This is a genomic window from Erwinia rhapontici, assembly GCF_012271765.1.
GTDB classification, from domain to species: Bacteria; Pseudomonadota; Gammaproteobacteria; order Enterobacterales; family Enterobacteriaceae; genus Erwinia; species Erwinia rhapontici.
On record NZ_VRKO01000016.1, the window covers coordinates 903,140 to 926,547 of the forward strand.

A 23,408-nucleotide genomic window follows, 5' to 3' on the forward strand; every position below is an offset into this window, starting at 1 on the left:
CCTGTTATTAACCCAAAAGGGCGATGAGTAATTTACGCACAGCGGGCTACTGAGGTCAATGGGAGAAGGCGATCGCGATGACAACGTGGATACGGTAAATAGATTCATTTAGTTAACATACGGATAAATACAGTGCTTTTACGTGCGCATTAATTGCCATTAAATTGATTTGAATCAATTTAACATGAGATGTTACTCCTACAATATCGCAACATTTCATAAGATACTTTCGTTCATAAGTATCGCCATGGCTGGCATTTTTGAATAAAAACGTAACAACACCACTTAAAAAATATCCTGACTCAATGAAAAAAGCGGCTCTTCTGAAGCGCTTCATCAACCGTTGGTGGGGATTACCTCTGATACTGGCCTTGTTGCTTATGCCATTGTCGTCCTCGCTATCCGTCAGGCTCTGGATCCCTGGCGGCTATGTCTATCTTATCTATCTGCCTCTGGCGATGATGATTGCAATGTTAATGGTTTTTGACTGGGCGGCACTGCCAGGCATTTTTATCGCGTTATGTTTCCACTATTTTTTCCGTTATACCCACTTGCAAGCAGTGTTGATCATCTCTATTTTCCTTGTCACTTTGACGTTCTGCTGGTGGGGATATCGCAATCAAGAGAAAGTGCGCTGGGGTGTCAGTTTTGGTGAACTGCATCTGGCCACGGTGCGTCTTTTCTGGCTGGCATTTGCTATGCCGACGGTATTTATTTTGCTGAATCAGCTGATGATGCCGTTGGGTATTTTACCGAAAAGTAACTCTGTTTTTGCCCCTGACCCTTTTTCAGTGCATACCCTGCTCAACTATCAATCGACACTGCTGGCCTCGCTTGCCCTGGTGCAGCTGTTCTATTTTTTGATTCGCATTTTGCGTACACCCCGGTTTTTATTCATTTTTATCGACCGCTGTAAACGACAATGTTCCCCTTCGGTAACGCGCCATGAGTGGTTGATATGGCTGGTGATGCTGATGACGTCACTCATGATGCTGACACAGCTCCGATCCAGCCCGGAAAATTTGCTGACCACCGAGTACGGGGTGCCTTTTTTATTGCCGCTGATGCTCTGGGCTGCCCTGCGTTTTGGTTATCTTTTTACCTCCCTCAGTTGGGGAATATTGCTGGTGGTGCTGTACCAGTATCACGATCGATTTATGAATACGTCAGTGAAACCCCATGACCTTGCGGTTGTTTCTGCTAATCTCCTGGTTTTCACCTTGACGATTTTACTGATGTCCGCCATCAGTACCCGGCAGCGTCGACTGCTGGCTAAAGCCCGAGAAATGGCGCTCACCGATCCGGTCATCGGTTTGCCGAACTTGCGTGCGCTCAGTAAGGATCTGGCGGTCAGCTCCAGCTCTGTGCTCTGTTTTTTGTGTATTCCCGATCTGGATAGACTGAGCCGGACCTATGGCCTGCAACTGCGTATCCAGTATAAGCGCAGCCTTGCCGTACATCTCCAGCCCTGTCTGCTTCCCGGAGAAGATGTTTATCAACTTCCCGGTTTCGATCTGGTTTTACGTCTTGAGCATGCAGGGCATCAGTCACGGATCGAAGGGATTGAAGCCCGCCTGAAGGATTACCATTTGAGCTGGGATGGCCTGCCTATTCATCCTGATGTCGGGATCAGCTATTGCTCGGTTATTCCGCCAGTACTTCATCTGTATGAGCTTTTGGGTGAGATGAGTGCCATGGCACAAATGTCATTGCGCAGCGGCCACGCAGAAAATATGCAGCAGGCACAAAATGTGCCGGTACAAAGGCACATCGCGGAAAAACTGGTGATGCTGCACACTATCCAGCAGGCGTTACAGAGCGGGGGTTTTCATCTGATGGCGCAAAGGATAAAGGGTATTCGCGGCGACGATTACTATGAAATCCTGCTGTTTATGGTAAATGCACAGGGTGAACATATTAAACCCTGGCATTTTCTGCCGGTGGTGCGTGAGTTCGGTCTGACCTGGGAAGTGGACAGTATGATGCTTGACCAGGCCCTGGCATTTATCCATCGCCATCGGGAACAATTGCCGGGGATCCGTCTTGCTGTCAATTTTTTTGCGGCAACGTTGTGTCGTCCACAGTTTGTGGAAGACATTGCATCACGTCTTAAAGTGCATGACATCGAGCCGTGGCAGTTGATTGTTGAAGTGGAAGAGTCACCGATTCTCAGCGATCACAGCTGGGGAAATCGTTCCATTGCTCAACTGCGCCAGCTTGGCTGCCGGGTGGCGATTGACGATTTTGGTAAAGGTTATTCCAGCTATTCGCGCCTGAAACTGATACAGGCCGATATACTGAAAATCGATGGCAGCTTTGTGAACAATATGCTGGATAACAGCCTGGATTATCAGATTATACAATCGATTTGCGCCGTCGCACGGCTGAAACGGATGCAGGTGGTGGCTGAGTGCGTTGATACCGATGACACTGCCGAAGCACTGCGTAAGTTGGGCGTGGATTACTTGCAGGGGGCTATCGTGGGTCCGCCGATACCATTATATGATCTGGCCTCTGCACAGACAGCGGCCAGTCTGGCTGTCAGACTTTAACCATCGACTTCTGTGCCAGCAACGTGGCAAAACGCAGGGAAATACGTTGGCCATTTTCATCGATTCGGTGCAGTTGGCCGACATCTTCATTGTATTTAACAATATGCCAGTTACGGTAATAGTGGCTCAGTTCACCTGATTTAAAGGCGAACGGAAAGCCCTGGTTGCAAGGATAGTCGGTGGTGTCCATGGCGGCGACGATCAGGTTATAACCGTCCCGCACCGTGCTGGCTTGCATATCCGCAATCAGCTGTGGGATGGTTTCGGGCTGCAGGAACATCATCACTACCGTGGACAGCACCAGGTCATAAGCCCCGTTAAAGCGCAGCTGGTTGAGGTCCTGCTCGGCGGTATGAATACCGCTCAGGTTTTCTGCGGAGATAATCTGGTCAAGCCGTGCCAGGCTGGCCGGGTTTTTGTCCCATGCCGTCACATCAAAGCCTTTGCTGTTCAGATACAGCGTATTTCGTCCACTGCCGCAGCCGACATCCAGCGCTTTACCGCCGTCAAAATAACGTGAGGCTTCCACCACTTCAGAATGGGGCGCGGTCAGCCCGTATTGCTTGCTGAAATCTCTTTCCAGGTGTTGAGTCATGATTATCAGTTCATCATTTTCCAGTGGGTCATGCCGGTGGCTGACCAAAAATAAGGCCACTCTGCGCGATGATAAGCGCATGAGTGGCCGTTTACCGATAACGCTTAGCTTTCTTCCTGAATGGTCAGTTGCCAGCCCGTGACATCTTTCCAGTACGTCTGCTCACGTTCTAAATCCAGCTGAACCAGGTTGTTCTGGCTGAAGTAGCCGGCTGGGAACGTCAGGGTCCAGTTGCCATCATCGGTTTGCAGTTGAAGATCGCTCGGTTTAGTCGTCGCCTGGCGCTGATTATTGAGCAATGTCCCTAAACGCAACAGGAAAACCAGCGGCAGGAACTGCTTACGTTTAAACAGCGTAAGGCGCGGCATATCTTCCACTTTCACGCCTTTACGGTGGTAGCGTACCAGCGTGGCCAACAGCGTTTGTTGATCCTGATTAAACCCCGGGAGATTGGTATTTTGCAGGATATAAGCGGAATGCCGCTGCATACCGCTGTGGTTGATCGTCAGCCCAACCTCATGCAGCATCGCCGCCCACTTCAACAGAGCGGCAAGCTGCGGGTTCGCCTGCCGGGTATTCTGTGCGCGCCACTGCTCGTAGAGTAACTCTGTCGTTTCCAGAACTCTGCGCGCCTGATCGCTGTCGATAGCATAATGGTTCGCCAGGCTCTGGGCTGTGCGGCTGCGAATATCCTGATGACGGAAGCGGCCTTCCATTTCATACAACACACCTTCACGCAGTGCGCCGTCTGACAGGCGCAGTTCGCGGATCGCCAGGGCATCAAACACGCCACAGAGAATGGCAAGGCCAGGCACAAAGACGCCTTTACGCTCGTCAGAGAGGCCTGGCAGGCTGAGTGCATCAAACGACTTGTGCTTGATAACCTCGTTGTACAGCAACTCAAGGCGCTCCGGGGTGATCAGCTTTTCTTTCTCCCCCATCGCCAGCAGTACTTCGCAGGCTGCTTTAATCGTGCCAGAAGCACCCAGCGCAAACTGCCAGCCCATCAGACGATACTGCCACGCCAGGGTTTCCAGTTTTTGCACTGCTGCCAGCCGGGCGCGGTTAAAGTTCTCTTTACTGATGGCGCCGCCAGGGAAGTACATATTGGCAAAGCTCACACAGCCCATGCGGCGGCTTTCAACCAGCTTGGGTTCAAAGTCTTCACCTATAACGAGCTCGGTGGATCCGCCACCGATGTCAATTACCAGCTTGCGGCCTTTTTCCGGTTGGGTATGTTCTACGCCCATAAAGATTAAACGGGCTTCTTCATGGCCGGAAATCACTTCAATCGGGTAAGGGATCACATCGGCTGCACGCTGGAGGAAGTCTTCCGCGTTAATTGCCTGGCGCAGGGTATGCGTACCGACAATCGTAACGTTGGCCGGGCTGAAACCCTGTAAACGTTCGGCAAACAGCGCCAGACAGCCTAAACCGCGCTGAATAGCCTCTTCGCTCAGGACGTTATTGCTGTCCAGCCCGTCAGCCAGATGCACGCGTTGTTTCAGGCGTCCGAGCACCTGCATCGCCCCGTCAACTACGCGGGCAATCACCATGTGAAAACTGTTCGAACCCAAGTCAATGGCAGCAAATTCCTGCGGTTTGGGCGTACTTTTATGGGAAATTGGCATAGTGATTAATCAGGTTGCTCGAGAGATTTAATGTAATCGTAAATTGCAAGCTGGGCCCGGACCTTGCGGCGGTTACCGCGCGGAACATATCGGTTGCTTAACTCTTTATCGACGTAACGTGCTTTCAGCGTATCACTTAACAGGATGGCAATAATATCCAGCACACGCTGTTTAAGAATGGGGTCAAGTATGGAGACAGCCACTTCGATACGATAATCGATGTTGCGTGTCATCCAGTCTGCGGAGGAGAGGAAGACTTTTTTGTCGCCGCCGTTATCAAAAATATAGACCCTGTCATGCTCAAGATAACGGTCAACAATGCTGATCACACGAATATTATCGCTGATCCCTTCCAGATTGGGGATCAGGGAGCACATGCCGCGCACCAGCAGATTAACCTTAACGCCAACGCTGGAGGCGGTATACAGCCGATCGACCAGCCCCTTATCCACCAGGTTATTGATCTTCAGCGTAATACCCGCCGAAATTCCTTTTTGCGCATTGGCAATCTCGGCATCAATCAGTTGGTACAGCATTTTGCGCGAGTTCTGCGGTGACACCATCAGGTGCTCAAAGCTGACCGGGCGATACGGGTTTTCGATAAAGTTAAACACCCGGCGCACTTCGTTAGTGATACGCGCATCGGCGGTCAGCAACGAGTAGTCGGTGTAGATACGCGCGGTTTTCTCGTTAAAGTTACCGGTGCCGATGTGCGCATAGCGGGCAATCTCTCCGTTTTCACGGCGCGAAATCAGGAACAGCTTGGCGTGAATCTTCAGTCCGGGAGCGGAGAAAATTACATGCACGCCGGCTTCCGTCAGGCGTTTCGCCCAGTGAATATTGGCTTCTTCATCGAAACGCGCCTGCAGCTCGACGACCACGGTAACTTTCTTACCGTTATAGGCGGCATGGATCATCGCATCGATGATGCGTGAATTCTTCGCCACGCGGTAAATATTGATTTTTATTGCCAGTACCGCCGGGTCAAATGACGCCTGGCGCAGCAGTTCAAGCACATGCTCGAAGGTGTGATACGGATAATAGAGCAGCACGTCACGGTTGCGGATCGCATCAAAGCCGTTGCGGAAGCGATCAAACCAGATATGGCGCAGCTGCGGCAGAGGTTTGTTGACCAGATTCGCTTTGCCCACGTTCGGGAAGCTGATGAAGTCTTTGAAGTTATGGTAACGACCGCCGGGCACAATGGAGTCGTAATTGGAAATGTTCAGCTTTTTACGCAGCAGTTCAACCATGGCATCAGGCATATCGCGCTGATAAACAAACCGTACCGGCTCGGCATTCAGGCGCTGTTTCAGGCTTGAGGACATCAGCTCCAGCAGGCTCGATTCCATTTCAGTGACCAGATCGTACTCGGCGTCACGGGTCATTTTCATCGAGTAGGCATTCAGCGCATCGTAGTCGAAGAAGCCACGAAAAATGTCACCCAGGCAATAGCGCAGAATATTATCCAGCAGAATCATTGGTTTTCTGCGACGCGGGGTTTCCGGCGGCAGATTGACGAAACGCGGAACTTTATCTGACGGAATTTCCAGCAACGCGTAACGAATGTCTTCACCACGAATAATCTCTACGGCCAGGTAGGTATAATCGTCTTTCAGGAACTCGATCAGATCGGTGTCGTGATTGATCAAGATCGGCGTGATGTGCTGGCGAAGATGGTGTTTAAAATAGTGCCGCAGCCAGCTCTGCTGATTAGGAGAGAGCTGGCGTTCGTTGATCAGGAAGATCTGATTACGCGCCATTTCCAGCAACAGGTCGTTATACAGACTGTCGAACTCCTGGTCAGCTTTCAGCACCCGCGCCTGAATTTTTTTTAGTAAATGGCGTGGCGTGCTGGGGGAACCCTGCTCTTCTCCAATCAGAATGCGGCGTTTGAGATCGGCAAAACGAACTTTATAAAACTCTTCCAGATTATTGGAATAGATACCAAGAAAGCGCATACGTTCAATCAGCGGGTTGGTTTTGTCTGCCGCTTCTTGTAAAACGCGTTCATTAAAGGATAGCCAACTTAACTCTTTCTCTATATACAGCTTTTCCTGACCCATTTTTACTCCGTTCGGCTGATTCAGGATGAAGGTATCCATTGTCCTGAAACATTATGGCGAGAGTATGGCAGCATTGTCCAATGCCCGATGAATGTTGATTGTCTTATTAATCACATACGGGCAACATAGCGGCTTCTAAGCATAATGGAAAACCACCCTGATATGACTGATCGCCCAATCCCTGTTCACGACAACGCCGGGCGCCGCCGCAGGATTGATCGGCTGACGCGACGTGTGGTAACGGCGTGTGGGGTGGCGATCCTGCTGGTGATGACACTGCTGTTCTTCTGGCTGATTTGGGTGGTGGTGCCACTCTTTATCAGCCCTGGGATGCAGGCAGATAACAACATTAAGCTCTGGCAGAGCAGTCCTGCGGTTGCCATGGGAATGGACAGGCAGCAACAGTGGGGCTGGCGCATTGACCGTCAGGGCAGCGGGCGCTTTGTGCCGCTCAGTGCTCAACCTCCTTCCTCTGCAGTAACGCTGTTGCGCGGTACTATCCGGGCAGCGAGCAGTGCCGATCATAGTAGTGTGCTGTTGTTGTCAGATAGCGGCTCAATGGTGTTAGTTAAACCCGATTTTCCTCCCGGTGAGGAACCCCGCTGGACATTCCCGCTGGGCGATGTCCCACTTTCCAACGGGGAAGATCATGTGCGTCAGTTCAGTCTGGCGCAGACCGCTGAAAACCGCTGGCAGGTTGCACTGGCGACCGCCGATCATATTACGCTATGGCAACTCAATGCTCAGCAGCCAGCGCAAAACTACCGGCTGAACGTGCGTGACGTCGATCAGTTGCTGTTATCGCCCGATGGCAGCCTGTTATTTACCCTTTCTGGCGCTCAGTTGCGCGTCTGGCGACTTGGTAACGGTGAGCCCCAGCTGCGTGATTCTCTGATGCTGGCCGAGCCACCGAAAAACATCGCGTTGCTGAGTGGGGGGAATTCCTTGCTCATTTCCGATGGGCAGGGGATTTCCCAGTGGTTTGATATTGCAAGCTCCAGTGGCCCACATTTGCGTTATATCCGTCATTTTGAGGGGGCGCAGTGGCAGCCTCTGCTCTTTACCGAACCGCACCGTCGTGTTTTCGCCACCCTGAGTCCGCAGGGTGAGCTGAAGCTGTTTGCCAGTAAGCAGCAGGGCGCGATCCTCAGCCGACAGCTGGCGCCGGGTATTGAACTGGCGCAGTTCTCCCAGGAGGGCGATGGCTTATTGGTTGAACGTGCCGGGCACTGGCAGCATTATCGTCTGACTAACCCGTGGCCCGATCTCAGCTGGCGCAATCTGTGGCAGAAAGTCTGGTATGAAAACTATCCGGAGCCGGCCTGGGTCTGGCAGTCCACCTCGGCCAATGATTACTACCAGGGGAAATTTAGCCTGATCCCGATGGTGGCGGGCACGTTGAAAGCCGCAGGGCTGGCGATGCTGTTTGCGACGCCACTGGCACTGGCGGCCGCCATGTACACCGCCTGGTTTATGACGCCTCAGCTACGGCGTTGGGTGAAACCCACCATTGAAATGATGGGCGCGTTACCCAGCGTGGTGATTGGTCTGATTGCCGGGCTGTGGCTGGCCCCAAAAATTGCCGATCGGCTGCTTGGGGTACTGCTACTGCCTTTACTGCTGGCTGCGGTGCTGTTGCTGTGTGGTTGGATGGTGCAAAAACTGCCCCCTCGCTGGCGTAAACGTGCGTTTGCTGAAGGGCGTGAAGTCCTGCTATTGCTGCCGCTGTTGTTACTGACGGCGACAGGCTCCCTGTGGCTCATCCCGCTGGCGGAGCAGGCACTCTGGGGACAGGGACTGGCCGATCACATCAGCGCAGACTATCAGCAGCGCAACCTGTTGGTGGCGGGTGTGGCGATGGGCTTTGCTCTGGTCCCACTGATTTTCACGCTGGCAGAAGATGCTATTTTTAGTGTTCCGGCCTCACTGGGGCAGGGATCGCTGGCGCTGGGGGCGACACCGTGGCAAACCCTGACGCGCGTGGTACTGCCGGGGGCCTCTTCCGGTATCTTCGCCGCCCTGATGATCGGGTTTGGCCGCGCGATTGGCGAAACGATGATTGTGCTGATGGCTACCGGTAATACGCCGGTGACCGACGGGGGGCTGTTTGAAGGATTACGTTCACTGGCGGCCAATGTGGCGGTAGAAATGCCGGAAGCGGCGGCGGGCAGCACCCATTACCGTATTCTGTTCCTGTCGGCGCTGGTGCTGCTGATCTTCACGCTGGTGGTCAATACCGTTGCCGAGATGGTGCGTCAGCGACTGCGGCAGCGTTACAGCCAGCAGGAGGTGCAGGGATGAATGCGGTAAAGAATAATCACCGCTGGCGCTGGCTCACTGGTGGCGCTGTTGCCGTCAGTCTGCTGGCCTTCCTGTTGCTGATTACCCTGCTGGCCTGGCAGGGGCTGCGTTATTTCTGGCCGCAGCCGCTGGAACTGTTCACGCTGAATACCCCGCAAGGTCAGGTACAGGTACTGGGCGAGGTCACCCAGCAGCAGACCGTATCGCGCCAGCAGCTGGTCGCCAGCGGCCAGCGAGATGCTGCGGGTCTGCCTGACAGCGTGACACGTTATCTGATTAAAACCGGTAACCGTGATTTCGATGCGCCTGACTTTCGTACGGTACTGTCCAGCGATGCGATCGCCAGGGAAACACCCCCGCAGGTCATCGTGTTGCAACGCCGCTCAGGCGGCAATGCCTATGGCTGGTTCGAAGGGCTGCGTGAAGATAGCCATTTGTTAACCTCCCAGGACCCTGGCAAGACCTTACAGCAGCGTTTATTGCAGGCTCGTCAGCGGATTGACGAGGCAGAGAAACTGCGGCGCAAGAACATGGCGCGGCTGAACGCACAGATGGAGTCGCTGGAGCAACAGCGGCAGCATCTGCGAGACGAAAAGCGCTATAACCCCGAGGCCCAGTCGGTGTATCAGGCGGATCGCGCCGAACTGCAACGTCAGTTCGCCCGTCAGGCGGCCAGACTCGCAACGCTTCAGCGTGAAAGCAACAATACGGCGGTGCTGCTGCGGGATGCCAGCGGTGTGCAGCATGAGATTTCGCTGGCGCAGATTATTGCTGCCTGGCAGCCCAATGCGATGACCACCGGTATGAAGTGGCGACATTTTGGCAGCCAGCTGTGGCACTTTGTCAGTGATTCTGGCGGCGGGAGCCAGGGAGAGGGCGGTATCTTCCCGGCAATCTTTGGTACGGTACTGATGGTGTTGCTGATGTCGGTGGTGGTGATGCCGCTGGGGGTGATTGCCGCCATCTGGCTACATGAGTATGCCGGACGCAATCTGTTAACCCGGCTGGTGCGTATTGCCGTCGTCAACCTGGCGGGGGTGCCATCGATTGTCTATGGCGTGTTCGGCCTGGGGTTCTTCGTCTGGTTTATGGGCGGCAGCCTCGATCGTCTGTTTTTCTCCAGCGCCTTGCCGAACCCGACCTTTGGCACGCCAGGCCTGCTCTGGGCATCACTGACCCTGGCGTTGCTGACATTGCCAGTGGTGATTGTCGCCACTGAAGAGGGGCTGTCGCGCATTCCGGGTTCATTGCGCCAGGGTGCGCTGGCGCTGGGGGCGACGAAGGCAGAGATGCTGTGGCACGTGGTGTTACCGCAGGCATTACCGGCGATGCTTACCGGGCTGATCCTGGCGGTGGCACGTGCCGCTGGAGAAACCGCTCCACTGATGCTGGTGGGCGTGGTGAAGATGGTCCCGGAGCTGCCGATAGACTCGCTGTTCCCTTATTTACATCTGGATCGTAAATTTATGCACCTTGGTTTTCAGATTTACGATCTGGCGTTCCAAAGCCCCAATGCCGAAGCCGATCGCCCGCTGGTATTTGCCACGGCGCTGCTGTTGGTGTTGCTGATTCTGGGGTTAAATCTGATGGCGATGGTCCTTCGCCACCGTCTGCGCGAGCGCTACCGTGCGCTGATGCATTAACACGGAATTCCGTTATGACTGCGATGTTTGATGACAACGAAACCGCGCTTGAGATTGATAACCTCTGTTTGTGGTATGGCGATAAAGCCGCGCTGAATAACATCAGCCTGAGAGTGCCTAAAAACCGCATTACGGCGTTGATTGGTCCATCAGGCTGTGGGAAATCAACGCTGTTACGCTGTTTTAACCGTATGAACGATCTGATTGATGGTTGTCGCATTGAAGGGGATATCCGCCTGCAACAGCAGTCAATCCTCGGCCATAATCAGGATCTCTCTGCGCTGCGTCGCCGCGTGGGCATGGTGTTTCAACGGCCTAATCCCTTCCCGAAAACCATTTACGATAATGTGGTATACGGTCTGAGGTTGATGGGCGTGCGTGACAGGCGTGTACTGGATGAAGCGGTGGAGCGTGCGCTGCGTGCTGCGGCGCTGTGGCCAGAGGTGAAAGATAACCTTTGGCAAAATGCCCTCACGCTGTCGAGCGGACAGCAGCAGCGCCTGGTGATCGCCAGGGCTATCGCCATTGAGCCTGAAATCCTGCTGCTGGATGAGCCGACCTCGGCACTGGATCCGATTTCGACGCTGGTGATAGAAGAGCTGATGACATCGTTAAAACAGCACTTCACGCTGATTCTGGTCACGCACAATATGCAGCAGGCGGCACGTGTGTCGGACTATACGGCGTTTATGCACCAGGGGAGTGTGGTGGAGTTTGGCATGACCGATGATCTGTTTACGTCACCGCGTCAGCGTCGTACTGAGGATTATATTACCGGACGATATGGTTAATTTGGTGGAGGTCATTGATATGGGCGGACAGGAAAAAAGGTCCGCCCTTACGCAGGTAAGGCATTATTCGAATGCATGTCCTTCAGCGGACAACGGCTGACCGTCAAGCCATGCGGCATCGTCGCGCATAGCCAGTCGGCCATCCACAAACCAGCCGACGACCAGTGGATAAATCGCATGTTCCTGGTGCTGAACGCGCGCAGCAACATCCGCTTCGCTGTCGTTGCTGTACACCGGCACTTTTGCCTGCAGGATCACCGGACCGCCGTCCAGCTCTTCGGTGACAAAATGCACCGAGGTGCCGTGCTCGTCGTCACCGTTCTCGATGGCCTGGCGATGCGTATGCAGCCCCGGGTATTTCGGTAACAGCGAAGGATGGATATTCAGCATCCGACCGGCATAGTGCTGAACAAATGCCGGGCTGAGGATGCGCATGTAACCGGCCAGTACCACCAGATCGGGGGCGTAAGCGTCAATCTCCAGCATCAGTTGGCGATCGAACGCTTCACGGTCGGCAAACTGCGCAGCAGACAGCGCATGAGCAGCAACGTTCGCCTCACGCGCACGTTCCAGACCAAAGGCCTCAGCCTTGTTACTGAACACGGCAGCAACGCTGCCGTGAATCCGTCCCTGCTGGCAGGCGTCCAGGATTGCCTGTAAATTGCTTCCATTACCGGAAACCAGCACGACTATGCGTTTCATGCGTTAATAACCACACGTTCTTCAGAGTCAGAGGCTTTGATGACACCGATTTTCCAGGCTTTTTCGCCTGCATCAGTCATCAATTGTACCGCTTTGTCGGCGTCTGCCGGACTCAGGGCAATCACCATGCCGACACCACAGTTAAAGGTGCGGTACATCTCAAAGCGGCTGACGTTACCGGCCTGCTGCATCCAGCCAAAGACGGCTGGCCATTCCCAGCTTGACTCGTCCAGAACAGCCTGAGTGTTATCCGGCAGTACGCGCGGAATATTTTCCCAGAAACCGCCGCCAGTCAGGTGGGCAATCGCATGGACATCCACCTGTTCGATCAGGCTGAGGATGTTTTTCACGTAGATGCGGGTTGGAGCCAGCAGATGGTCAGACAGCGTTTTGCCTTCAAGCTGAGTGGTTTCCGGGTCAGTTTTGCTGACTTCCAGAATTTTGCGCACCAGCGAGTAGCCGTTGGAGTGAGGGCCGCTTGAACCCAGGGCGATCAGAACGTCGCCATCGGCCACTTTGCTGCCGTCGATAATTTCGGATTTCTCAACCACGCCGACACAGAAGCCTGCCACGTCGTAATCTTCACCGTGGTACATACCTGGCATTTCAGCGGTTTCGCCGCCCACCAGCGCACAGCCAGACTGTGAACAGCCTTCAGCGATGCCGGTGATCACACTGGCTGCCGTGTCAACGTCCAGCTTGCCGGTTGCATAATAATCCAGGAAGAACAGAGGCTCTGCGCCCTGTACCACCAGATCGTTAACGCACATCGCGACCAGATCGATACCGATGGTATCGTGGCGTTTAAGGTCCATCGCCAGACGCAGCTTGGTGCCGACGCCGTCAGTGCCGGAAACCAGGATAGGTTCACGGTATTTTTGCGGCAGTGCACAAAGGGCACCGAAACCGCCCAGTCCACCCATCACTTCCGGGCGACGAGTCTTTTTCACTACGCCTTTGATACGGTCGACTAAAGCATTGCCAGCATCGATATCTACGCCGGCGTCTTTATAGCTGAGAGAGGTTTTGTCGGTCACTGCGAAATCCCCACGCGGTTTGCGGTTGGTGTGGTGGTAAGTTTAAGCGCGGCAATTCTAGCAGCGCAGGCAAACGTTTGCGAGTGCCATCTTATTGCGCATTGCGGATAGCTGGATTTTAGCTAATTCTTAGAGGGGTTGCAGGAGATGTGCAAAGTATTGCACTAAGTCATATGGCGCCGGGGATAAATGGCGCTATAATCTCGCGATTTTTTTTTGCAGCTTAACACTCCGGGAGTACAACAATGAAGATCGTGGAAGTCAAACACCCGCTGGTCAAACATAAACTGGGTCTGATGCGGGAACATGATGTAAGCACCAAACGTTTCCGTGAACTCGCATCAGAAGTGGGAAGTCTGCTGACTTATGAAGCCACTGCCGATTTGGAAACCGAAACCGTGACCATTGAAGGCTGGAACGGTCCGGTTGAAATCGAACAGATCAAAGGTAAAAAAATTACCGTTGTCCCTATTCTGCGTGCTGGTCTCGGCATGATGGAAGGTGTGCTGGAACATGTGCCAAGCGCCCGCATCAGTGTCGTTGGCGTGTACCGCGATGAAGAAACACTGGAGCCAGTACCCTATTTCCAGAAGTTGGTGTCCAACATCGAAGAGCGCCTGGCACTGGTGGTTGACCCGATGCTGGCAACCGGTGGTTCGATGATTGCTACTATCGACCTGCTGAAAAAAGCGGGCTGTAACAGCATTAAGGTGCTGGTACTGGTCGCGGCACCGGAAGGTATTGCTGCGCTGGAAAAAGCGCACCCGGATGTTGAGCTGTACACTGCCTCAGTCGATCAGGGGCTGAACGAGAAGGGGTATATTATCCCAGGCCTCGGCGATGCAGGCGATAAGATCTTCGGTACTAAATAAGCCGGCTGCGGGCGAGGCGTGCCTCACCCCTACGAACCCCGTAGGGGCCGGGCATGCCCGGCCCGGCAAGCGCCGAATCCGCGAGTAATTCGTAGGGGTGGGGCATGCCCGGCCCGGCAAGCGCCGAATCCGCGAGTAATCCGTAGGGGGCGGGCATGCTCGGCCCGGCAAGCGCCGAATCCGCGAGTAATTCGTAGGGGTGGAGCATGCCCGGCCCGGCAAGCGCCGAATCCGCGAATAATCCGTAGGGGGCGGGCATGCCCGCCCCGATAAGCATCAAACCGACCAGAGAGTCGGTTTTTTTATAGCAAAGGCAAACTCAAGGGGTAATAACATCATGACGCGTCGTGCAATTGGCGTACACGAGCGGCCACCGCTGCTGCAAACCATTCCACTCAGCTTCCAGCATCTGTTCGCCATGTTTGGCGCGACGGTCCTGGTACCCATCCTGTTCCATATCAACCCGGCCACGGTGCTGCTGTTCAACGGCATCGGCACGCTGCTGTACCTGTTTATCTGTAAAGGTAAAATCCCGGCTTATCTGGGCTCCAGCTTTGCCTTTATCTCCCCGGTACTGCTGCTGTTACCGCTGGGTTATGAAGTGGCGCTGGGCGGTTTCATTATGTGTGGTGTGCTGTTCTGCCTGGTGGCGCTGATCGTCAAAAAAGCCGGTACAGGCTGGCTGGACGTGATGTTCCCGCCAGCGGCGATGGGCGCGATTGTGGCGGTGATTGGTCTGGAACTGGCGGGCGTGGCGGCGAATATGTCCGGTTTGTTACCAGCCGATGGCAGCATGGCTGACAGCAAAACCATTATTATCTCGATGGTCACGCTGGGCGTAACGGTCTTTGGCTCCGTGCTGTTCCGTGGTTTTCTGGCAATTATCCCGATTCTGATCGGTGTTCTGGTGGGCTACGCACTGTCCTATGGCATGGGCATTGTCGACTGGACGCCGGTGGCGAAAGCCCACTGGTTTGCCCTGCCAACCTTCTACACCCCGCGTTTTGAGTGGTATGCCATTTTCACCATTCTGCCTGCGGCACTGGTGGTGATTGCCGAACATATCGGCCACCTGGTGGTAACGGCGAATATTGTGAAGAAAGACCTGCTGAAAGACCCGGGTCTGCATCGTTCAATGTTTGCCAATGGCATCTCGACCATTTTCTCCGGCTTCTTTGGCTCAACGCCCAATACCACTTATGGCGAAAACATCGGCGTGATGGCGATTACCCGCGTGTACAGCACCTGGGTAATTGGCGGCGCAGCGATTCTGGCCATCATGCTCTCCTGCGTGGGTAAGCTGGCTGCGGCAATCCAGGCCGTGCCAGTCCCGGTGATGGGCGGCGTATCGCTGTTGCTGTACGGTGTGATTGCGGCATCGGGTATTCGCGTACTGATTGAATCGAAAGTGGATTACAACAAAGCGCAGAATCTGATCCTGACCTCCGTGATCCTGATCATCGGCGTCAGTGGGGCGAAAGTACACATTGGTGCCGCTGAGCTGAAAGGCATGGCACTTGCCACCGTGGTGGGTGTGACGCTCAGCCTGATTTTCAAAGCGATCAGTCTGTTGAGTAAGGAAGAAGAGGTGATTGAGGTGCAGGACGAACGTCGCGACGCACAGTAAATCTAAGGGGCAGCTCTGGCTGCCCCTGCCTCATTGCATCTCCCGACCTTAGCGTTTCATGATCCTGAACGACTTGTGGTAGAATTTTCCCGTTTTCTGCCTGCTCAAACCCTGAGGTGAATCTGAACACGCCGGCACAGCTCTCACTGCCACTTTACCTGCCCGACGATGAAACCTTTGCCAGCTTCTGGCCGGGGGAAAATCCGTCGCTGCTGGCTGCGCTTCAGGGCGCACTGCATCAGCAACACGGGAGTTACTTCTACTTCTGGTCCCGCGAGGGCGGAGGACGCAGCCACCTGTTGCATGCCGCCTGTGCCGAACTGTCGGCCAAAGGTGAGGCGGTGGGCTATGTTCCTCTCGATAAACGCACCTGGTTTGTGCCTGAAGTGCTCGATGGCATGGAGCAGCTCGCGCTGATCTGCATCGACAATATCGAGTGCATTGCCGGGGATGAACCCTGGGAAATGGCGATCTTCGATCTGTATAATCGCATTCTGGAAACCGGTAAAACACGACTGCTGATCACGGGCGATCGTCCACCGCGTCAGCTCAACCTGAAGCTGGCGGATCTGGCCTCGCGTCTCGACTGGGGGCAGATCTATAAGCTGCAACCGCTTTCCGATGAAGATAAATTGCAGGCCTTACAGCTACGTGCAAAATTACGCGGTTTTGAACTACCGGAAGATGTGGGCCGCTTCCTGCTGAAACGGCTCGATCGTGAAATGCGTACGCTTTTTGTGACGCTGGATCAGCTCGATCAGGCCTCTATCAGCGCCCAGCGTAAACTGACCATTCCCTTCGTTAAAGAGACACTGGCGCTGTAGTTGCTCTGCGCCAGGCTTTCTTCCTTAAAGAATCTCCAGCACCTGCTCCGGCGGTCTGCCGATGCGCGCTTTGCCTCCATTGGTAACAATCGGGCGTTCAATCAGCTTCGGCTCAGCGACCAGCGCGGCCAGTAACTGCGCTTCCGTTAACGTTAAATCGTCCAGACCCGCCGCTTTATACTGCGCTTCTTTAGTCCGCATCAACTGACGCGCGCTGGTGAATCCCAGCTGCTGCAACAGCGTTTTCAGCGTGGCGACATCGGGTGGGGTCTCCAGATAAAGGATGACCTCAGGCGTTATTCCCTGGCGGGTCAGCAGCGCGAGCGTTTCGCGGCTCTTGGAGCAGCGCGGGTTATGGTAAATCTGTACCTCTGACATAGCTATCCTCAGGATTCGTTATGATTTCTGGTACTGACGGAAACGCTCCTGCAAATGGCGCAGCTGGTCGATGCGTGCGTCATAACGTGCCTGCTTCAGGCTGCCCAGTTTTACGGCTGCACTGGCGCTGCTCAGGCTGCGGATGGCCTGATCGAGCTGGCCGCTTAACGCCAGACCTTCAGCTCGCGCCGCCTGTTCTTCATCTGTCAGCCTCTGATCCGCCGAGGCCTGAGCCAGCAAGTCCCAGCCGTTGGGGTCATCTTTGTTCGCCCATGTGTAGCGGTAGAGCACTTTGCTGGCATTGGCCGGTTGTTTGGCCTCCACATAGGCGTTGGCGAGGTTAATCTGCAATACCGGATTGTTGTTTACCCCTTTAACGGCCAGCAGACGGTTTATCGCCTGTTGAGGCTGCTTCAGCCCGATATCGATGTCGGTCATGATATCGAGATACCACAGATTATCCGGTTGCTTTGCCAGCAGTGGCGCAATAATAGTACGCGCCTCCGTAAACTTACTTTCCCCCAGCAGCAACACTGCTTTCCCGTATAGCGCGGCGGACTGTTCACGGCTGTTACCGTGCGCCAGGGTCGTCAGCAGATCGGTGCCCAACTGGTTCTGTCCGGTTGAGAACATCCCCAGCGCCCTGACTTTGGCCATGTAGTAATCCTGCGAGGACTGCACCACCACTGGCTTCATCTGATTGGCGCGGTTCCGCGCATCGGCCAGACGACTGTCAGGCAGTGGGTGCGTCAGCAGCATTTCCGGTGGTTTTGACGCAAAACGGGAGGCGTCCGCCAGCTTCTGCAAGAAGTTGGGCATCGCTTCCGGGTCAAAACCGGCGCGCTGCAGCACCTGAATGCCGATGCGGTCCGCTTCCTGTTCATTTTGCTGGGTAAAACTGATGATGCCCTGTTGAGCCCCTGCCAGCGTGCCGCTCAATGCCGCCATCCCCGCCTGCGGGCTGGCCATTGCAAGAAGAATGGATCCCAGCGCGCCGACCCAGGTCAGTGGCGCATTACGTTGCTGCTCTTCCATCGCGCGCGCCAGGTGACGCTGGGTCACGTGGGAGATTTCATGCGCCATAACGGAGGCCAGCTGGCTTTCATTATCGCTGTAGCGGAACAGGGCGGAATGCAGGACAACGTTGCCGCCAAAGAAAGCAAAGGCGTTAATTTCATCGTTACGGATCAGGTAAAAATGGAACGGGGTTTTTACCGACCAGGCGTGGGTCACCAGGCGCTGCCCTAACTGATTGATATATTGATTCAGCAGCGGGTCGTTGATGATAGGGGCACTGGCACGCAACTGGCGCACATAAAAATCGCCCATCGCCAGTTCCTGATTAATCGACAGTGTGCCGCCTGCGGTGGTACCGATATCCGGCAGATTATCGCTGATATCGGCATGTGCCGGAAGCAAGCTACCCGTCAGCAGTGTCACCACCAGCGAAGCCAGCAGGCTTTTCTTTAATCGGATGAACATACGTAAACCCTAACAAGGAAGTCCAGTTTTTTGACCGGCAACGTGCCGAAATGTTCTGCATGTACGTAGAAAAAGACGCACTAATTCCACATCTTAAACCACAGCCCGGGGCGAATGAAATGGCTAAAATAGTGACGTCTGCCGGTACTCGTCAATTACGCACACGATGTTGCGGTAAAAAACTGAACAGGGCGGTGTGGGGGCGCTCCCCGACAGAGCAGGTGAATGTCGCTCTCATCGGCGCAATGGTTCGGCTTAAATTTAAAAGTTAGGTAAATTTAATCAGTTTTATTGATAGTGGCATGCTAATTGACCAGGTTTTTTCTTAAAAACGTCCCTGTCGTAGGAGAGGGCAGTGTAAGACGACATAAGCAAAATTATCATTGGCTGGGGGGCGGGTGAACAATGGCGAACCATTAAAAAGTATAAAGATATCCAGTCAGTTACGGTAATAACAATGATCTGACGGCGAGAGGGACCCGCGACTGTAGTTTGGTATGGACCTGCCTGATGACGGCTGTCTACGGGCATTGTTAGCTGATGCTACACAGTGACGTTCCGGCACTGTTTTAGAGGGGGACTATCCAGCCTGTATGATGAAAAACGCCGGTAAGCGTTTGTGATGAGGCTGTGTAATATCGCAGTCACAACGGTGTTTTGCGGAGAGTTCCTTATGCGTTCTGTGGTGTCTTATGTTCTGATTGCGGCTGTCGCGGGTTTTGTCGGGGCCAGTTTTACCAAAGCGCCTGAGCTTATCGACAAGATCAGCAATCGTGTTGCACCGGTCAGCGATCCTGAAGGGTTTTGGTCAACGCCCGCCATTGAAGGTTATGGGAAAATGCACTATGAGTCAGATGTTGCTTACAAACCCAACATCAATGACAGCAATAAAATTGTTTTCCAGATTACCCGCGCCGAAAACGCACCCCAGGACCCGAACCTGGGGCTGGAACGTGTGGCGCGTGTGGTGAATCTGTATGTGGCGTCCGGTGTTCCGACAGAAAAACTGAAGTTTGTGGTGTCAGTAACGGGGGAGGGTACGCCCGCCATGCTGAACAATGAGCAGTATCACCGGATTTATGGCATCGATAATCCTAACCTGAAACTGATTGGCGCCCTGCGTGCCAAAGGGGTGGATGTGTCCGTGTGCGATCAGTCTGTGGCCTTCCATCATTTCCAAAGCAACTGGATTGATCGGTCGGTTACCCATGCACTCTCTAGCCCAACAACCGTATCGACCCTTGAAAATCAAGGATATGCTTTCCTGTCGATGTAGACGGCTGTTCCGTGCGGGCCCTCGGCCCGCCTGGCCTCGATTTTCCTCTCCTTCGCTGCATTGCTGCGCCGCATGATTATCTCGCTTTAACCAAAATATTTATTGGCCCTGCGCGATTCAGAATATTCCCAAATCGGCTGAGAGGTGTACAATTGGCACGTGCTTTACCAGGGCATAACTCGCACTCAAAGACATACTCCGCATTTTTCACACCTGCCGTGTGAAGCCGATGGGGTATTAACGCGCATAATAAAATATAAGGCGCAGATGATGATGTTTCTCACGAAGGTGAGTCCATGTTGAGGCTATCGCGGCCAAAAACGGACTTGCGCACCCTTATTACGCTGCTGGCTGTCGCCAGTATCGTGATCACACTCGCTAATTCTCTGTACGCCAGCTGGCGTGTGCAGCGCGATGTGCTGATCGGTAACACACTGGAATCAAACCGGGTTTATGCCACCAAGCTGGCCTCCACTACCGAAGTGTTTTTCCAGTTGGCTGAGTCACAGCTCTCTTACAGCGCTAAAGTGCTGGGTAATGGCCTGGGTAACGATGCCACTCTGCAGGATGAAGTCGATCGCCTGCGCGAACAAACCAACAGTTTTAACTCCGTGGTGATTGTTGATGCCAACGGCTGGGTGCGCGCGATCTCGCCGGAGTCGTTGATGCTGAAAGGCATGCATCTCAGCTCCAGCGCGGCAAAACAGGCGCTCACAGAACGCAAGCCACTGGTCAGCCCGCCAACGATGTCTGCTGCCAATAATCTGCTGGTGTTTATCTCCTGGCCGATCTGGTCGAAAACCGGCAGCTACCTCGGCTATGTCGGCGGCTCTATTTACCTGAAGAAAAAAAGCATCCTTAACATTCTGCTGGGCGAGCAGTTCTATCGCGACGGTTCGTCATTGTATGTGATCGATGAAAAGAACCAGGTGTTATATCACCAGGATCGTCAGCTGATCGGGAAAACCATCGATCCGTTAATCGGTAACGAACAGCGTAAAAAATCCAGTAATGGCCATCAGCAGGTGACCGCCGAAAACGGTGATGCGATGCTGGCGGGCTATGCCAATGTACCGACGGCAGGCTGGACCATCGTGGCGCTTAAACCCACGGAGGCCACGCTGGCGCCGCTGAACAGCCTGTTGCTGAAAGTGCTGAAGCATTCGGTGCCGTTTGCTCTGCTGACGCTGATTATTGCGCTGATCCTTGCACAACGCATTGCACTGCCGCTATGGCAGCTGGCGCGCAAGGCCAGCCAGATGGATACGCAAAATGTCTCGAAAGAGATCAACAGCATCCGCTCCTGGTATTATGAGGCGTCACAGATCAAACGTGCGTTGCTGGTCGGGATTTCACTGATGCAGGATAAAATTGGCCGCCTGAAAAGTGAAGTACAGACTGACCCGATGACCAGCCTGCTCAACCGCCGTGGCCTGAATGCGGTACTGGACTATTTTCTGGCCACCACCCAGCCTTTTGCCGTGCTGGCACTGGATATCGACTACTTTAAACGGGTGAATGATACGTTCGGCCATGATGCAGGTGACACGGTGATCAAAACCGTGGCGCGTCAGCTGGAGCAAAGTGCCAGGCAGACCGATGTGATCTGCCGTAATGGCGGTGAAGAATTCCTGATGATCCTGCCGGGCGCCGATCGCGATGTGGCCATGATGATTGCTGAACGTGTGCGTAAGCGCATTGAAGCGCTGTCGCTGGATCCTGTCGGCCATATTACAATTTCAGTGGGTGTGGCTTTCTGGTCACCGGAAAGTGGCAATACCATGGATCAGACCTTCAAGCTGGCGGATGATGCGCTATATCAGGCAAAAAATGCCGGACGCAACCGGGTGATTGTCGCGAAAAATATCACTGAACCGCCTGCCGTTGTGCAGGTGCTGCCGCAGTAGTTTTTACGCCCGCTCTTGTTTTCACAAGGGCGGGCCGTATCAGGTACACTCTTCTTTATTCTTTTTCAGGCAAGGACTCCCATGCTGGAACTTCTTACGCAATGGTATCGTCGCCGTTTCAGCGATCCCCAGGCGATTGCGTTGCTGGTGATTTTAATCGCTGCATTTTGCATTTTGTTTTTCTTTAATGGCCTGCTGGCCCCGCTGTTAGTGGCGCTGGTACTGGCTTATCTGCTGGAGTGGCCAACGGTGCGGCTGGAGCGGCTTGGCTGCTCGCGCACCTGGGCGGTAACGCTGGTGCTGATTGTCTTTGCAACGCTGCTGCTGGTTCTGATGCTGGTGGTGGCCCCCGTGGCATGGCAGCAGGGCATTAATCTGACCCATGAGCTGCCCACCATGCTCACCCGCCTCTATCAGTTTGCCCTGCGTCTGCCGGAGCGTTTTCCTACGCTGATGGATGTGGGAATTATCGATATTGTGGTGGAAAACCTGCGCAGTCGCCTGAGTGGATTGGGTGACCAGGTGGTGAAATATTCTCTCGCCTCGCTGGTGGGGTTGATGACACTGGCGATCTATCTGGTGCTGGTACCGCTGATGGTGTTCTTTCTGCTAAAGGACAAAGAACAAATGCTGAGTGCCATTCGGCGTGTGCTGCCACGTAACCGTGGCCTGGCCGGGCAGGTCTGGATTGAGATGAACCAGCAGGTGTCTAACTACATTCGCGGTAAAGTGCTGGAGATGATCGTGGTCGGGGTGGTCAGCTGGCTGGGCTTCCTCGCGATTGGCATGAACTATGCGCTATTACTCGCGGTGCTGGTCGGTGTTTCCGTGCTGATCCCCTATATTGGTGCGATGGTGGTGACCATCCCGGTCGTGGGCGTTGGGCTGGGGCAGTGGGGATTGTCCGGTGACTTCTGGACCATGATGATGGTGTATCTGGTGATCCAGGCGCTGGATGGCAATATTCTGGTGCCTGTGCTGTTCTCAGAAGCCGTGAACCTGCATCCGCTGGTGATCATCCTGTCGGTGGTGATTTTTGGCGGGCTATGGGGATTCTGGGGCGTGTTCTTTGCGATCCCGCTGGCGACGCTGGTCAAAGCGGTCGTACATGCCTGGCCGGATGAGTTGGCCAAATAATCACGGGTTAAATCGTTACGGGTCGACCGGAAAAAGGCCGACCCGCACGTTCAAATCATGCTGACTTGAGGTAATCCATCACGATATCGTGGTGGTTGCTGGTTTTGAAATCATCAAAGACTTTCTCGACTTTACCATCCGCACCGATCAGGAAGCTGGTACGGTGAATCCCATCATAGGTTTTCCCCATAAAGGTTTTCTCGCCCCAGATACCAAACTGTTCAGAAACCTGGTGGTCTTCATCAGAGAGCAGGGTGAAGTTCAGCAGCTCTTTCTCAACGAAGCGCGACAGTTTTTCCGGCTTATCGGTGCTAATGCCTAAGACATCAACGCCAGCATTTTTCAGCTCATCCATGCTGTCACGCAGACCGCATGCCTGTACGGTGCAGCCTGGTGTCATCGCTTTCGGGTAGAAATAAACCAGAACGCGCTGTCCCTGGAAGTCGGCTAAATTTACTTGTTCGCCATCCTGATCGGGCAAGCTAAATTTCGGTGCGGTATCACCGGCTTTCAGTGGATTCATCACAACTCTCCGTTTTTATCATCATGCTATGGGGACATTCTATGGGTAAATGTGCGCACTTTCT

General features: G+C 54.1%; 18 protein-coding genes. 10 read left to right on the forward strand and 8 right to left on the reverse strand.

What is annotated here, in order from left to right:
* The first annotated feature begins 305 nt into the window (after positions 1-305).
* On the forward strand, positions 306-2,552 hold the full coding sequence (locus FVB43_RS21255) for an EAL domain-containing protein (RefSeq protein ID WP_167864719.1): 2,247 nt from the start codon (positions 306-308) through the stop codon (positions 2,550-2,552).
* On the opposite strand, the gene tehB is transcribed toward FVB43_RS21255, so the two are convergent.
* From tehB to ppk1, 3 genes are read right to left on the reverse strand one after another with little or no spacing between them, the layout of a single operon-like run.
* Positions 2,542-3,228, reverse strand: coding sequence for a tellurite resistance methyltransferase TehB (gene tehB, locus FVB43_RS21260; protein WP_133845891.1), 687 nt, complete (start codon positions 3,226-3,228; stop codon positions 2,542-2,544). The genes FVB43_RS21255 and tehB overlap by 11 nt on opposite strands.
* Positions 3,229-3,251: 23 nt before the next feature.
* A complete protein-coding gene (gene ppx / locus FVB43_RS21265) occupies positions 3,252-4,778 on the reverse strand; it encodes an exopolyphosphatase (protein WP_133845892.1) in 1,527 nt (508 codons plus the stop codon).
* 5 nt (positions 4,779-4,783) lie between these two features.
* Positions 4,784-6,844 carry a polyphosphate kinase 1 gene (ppk1, locus tag FVB43_RS21270; protein ID WP_133845893.1) on the reverse strand — a complete coding sequence of 687 codons (2,061 nt, stop codon included), beginning with the start codon at positions 6,842-6,844 and terminating at the stop codon, positions 4,784-4,786.
* A gap of 144 nt (positions 6,845-6,988) precedes the next feature.
* On the opposite strand from ppk1, the gene FVB43_RS21275 reads away from it, so the two are divergent.
* The 3 genes from FVB43_RS21275 to pstB are packed head-to-tail and all read left to right on the forward strand — an operon-like array spanning position 6,989 to position 11,579.
* Positions 6,989-9,145, forward strand: a complete 2,157-nt coding sequence (locus FVB43_RS21275; protein WP_159338052.1) for an ABC transporter permease subunit — start codon at positions 6,989-6,991, stop codon at positions 9,143-9,145.
* Positions 9,142-10,788: a phosphate ABC transporter permease PstA gene (gene pstA / locus FVB43_RS21280; protein ID WP_167864720.1), complete on the forward strand. Its 1,647-nt coding sequence runs from the start codon at positions 9,142-9,144 to the stop codon at positions 10,786-10,788. Before FVB43_RS21275 ends, pstA begins: the two co-directional genes overlap by 4 nt.
* 23 nt (positions 10,789-10,811) lie before the next feature.
* On the forward strand, positions 10,812-11,579 hold the full coding sequence (pstB, locus tag FVB43_RS21285; RefSeq protein ID WP_420361221.1) for a phosphate ABC transporter ATP-binding protein PstB: 768 nt from the start codon (positions 10,812-10,814) through the stop codon (positions 11,577-11,579).
* A gap of 63 nt (positions 11,580-11,642) precedes the next feature.
* Here pstB and purN read toward each other — a convergent pair whose 3' ends face one another.
* Both purN and purM read right to left on the reverse strand, forming a co-directional pair.
* Positions 11,643-12,281, reverse strand: coding sequence for a phosphoribosylglycinamide formyltransferase (gene purN / locus FVB43_RS21290; protein ID WP_133845897.1), 639 nt, complete (start codon positions 12,279-12,281; stop codon positions 11,643-11,645).
* On the reverse strand, positions 12,278-13,318 hold the full coding sequence (purM, locus tag FVB43_RS21295; protein WP_133845898.1) for a phosphoribosylformylglycinamidine cyclo-ligase: 1,041 nt from the start codon (positions 13,316-13,318) through the stop codon (positions 12,278-12,280). The genes purN and purM overlap by 4 nt, the downstream gene beginning before the upstream one ends.
* A gap of 245 nt (positions 13,319-13,563) precedes the next feature.
* On the opposite strand from purM, the gene upp reads away from it, so the two are divergent.
* The 3 genes from upp (at position 13,564) to hda (ending at position 16,641) form a co-directional block, all read left to right on the forward strand.
* On the forward strand, positions 13,564-14,190 hold the full coding sequence (upp, locus tag FVB43_RS21300; RefSeq protein ID WP_133845899.1) for a uracil phosphoribosyltransferase: 627 nt from the start codon (positions 13,564-13,566) through the stop codon (positions 14,188-14,190).
* A gap of 337 nt (positions 14,191-14,527) precedes the next feature.
* Positions 14,528-15,817, forward strand: a complete 1,290-nt coding sequence (gene uraA / locus FVB43_RS21305; RefSeq protein WP_133845901.1) for a uracil permease — start codon at positions 14,528-14,530, stop codon at positions 15,815-15,817.
* Between the two features lie 116 nt (positions 15,818-15,933).
* Positions 15,934-16,641, forward strand: a complete 708-nt coding sequence (hda, locus tag FVB43_RS21310) for a DnaA inactivator Hda (protein ID WP_133845903.1) — start codon at positions 15,934-15,936, stop codon at positions 16,639-16,641.
* 24 nt (positions 16,642-16,665) lie between these two features.
* Here the strand turns inward: hda and arsC are convergent, their stop codons facing one another.
* Entirely contained in the window at positions 16,666-17,019 is a 354-nt protein-coding gene (arsC, locus tag FVB43_RS21315) for an arsenate reductase (glutaredoxin) (RefSeq protein WP_133845904.1), read from the reverse strand.
* 18 nt (positions 17,020-17,037) lie between these two features.
* The gene (gene bepA / locus FVB43_RS21320; protein WP_133845905.1) at positions 17,038-18,501 is read right to left on the reverse strand and encodes a beta-barrel assembly-enhancing protease; all 1,464 of its coding nucleotides are present in this window, start codon (positions 18,499-18,501) and stop codon (positions 17,038-17,040) included.
* A gap of 673 nt (positions 18,502-19,174) precedes the next feature.
* Here bepA and FVB43_RS21325 point away from each other — a divergent pair.
* From FVB43_RS21325 to FVB43_RS21335, 3 genes are all read left to right on the forward strand, one after another.
* The gene (locus FVB43_RS21325) at positions 19,175-19,777 is read left to right on the forward strand and encodes a DsrE family protein (RefSeq protein WP_133845906.1); all 603 of its coding nucleotides are present in this window, start codon (positions 19,175-19,177) and stop codon (positions 19,775-19,777) included.
* Positions 19,778-20,073: 296 nt separating this feature from the next.
* Complete coding sequence (locus FVB43_RS21330; RefSeq protein WP_133845907.1) at positions 20,074-21,684, forward strand: sensor domain-containing diguanylate cyclase; 1,611 nt, start codon at positions 20,074-20,076, stop codon at positions 21,682-21,684.
* Positions 21,685-21,765: 81 nt separating this feature from the next.
* Positions 21,766-22,821 (forward strand): AI-2E family transporter, encoded by a 1,056-nt coding sequence (locus FVB43_RS21335; protein ID WP_167864721.1) that lies wholly within the window; start codon positions 21,766-21,768, stop codon positions 22,819-22,821.
* Between the two features lie 55 nt (positions 22,822-22,876).
* Here the strand turns inward: FVB43_RS21335 and bcp are convergent, their stop codons facing one another.
* On the reverse strand, positions 22,877-23,344 hold the full coding sequence (gene bcp / locus FVB43_RS21340) for a thioredoxin-dependent thiol peroxidase (protein ID WP_133845909.1): 468 nt from the start codon (positions 23,342-23,344) through the stop codon (positions 22,877-22,879).
* Between the last annotated feature and the right edge of the window lie 64 nt (positions 23,345-23,408).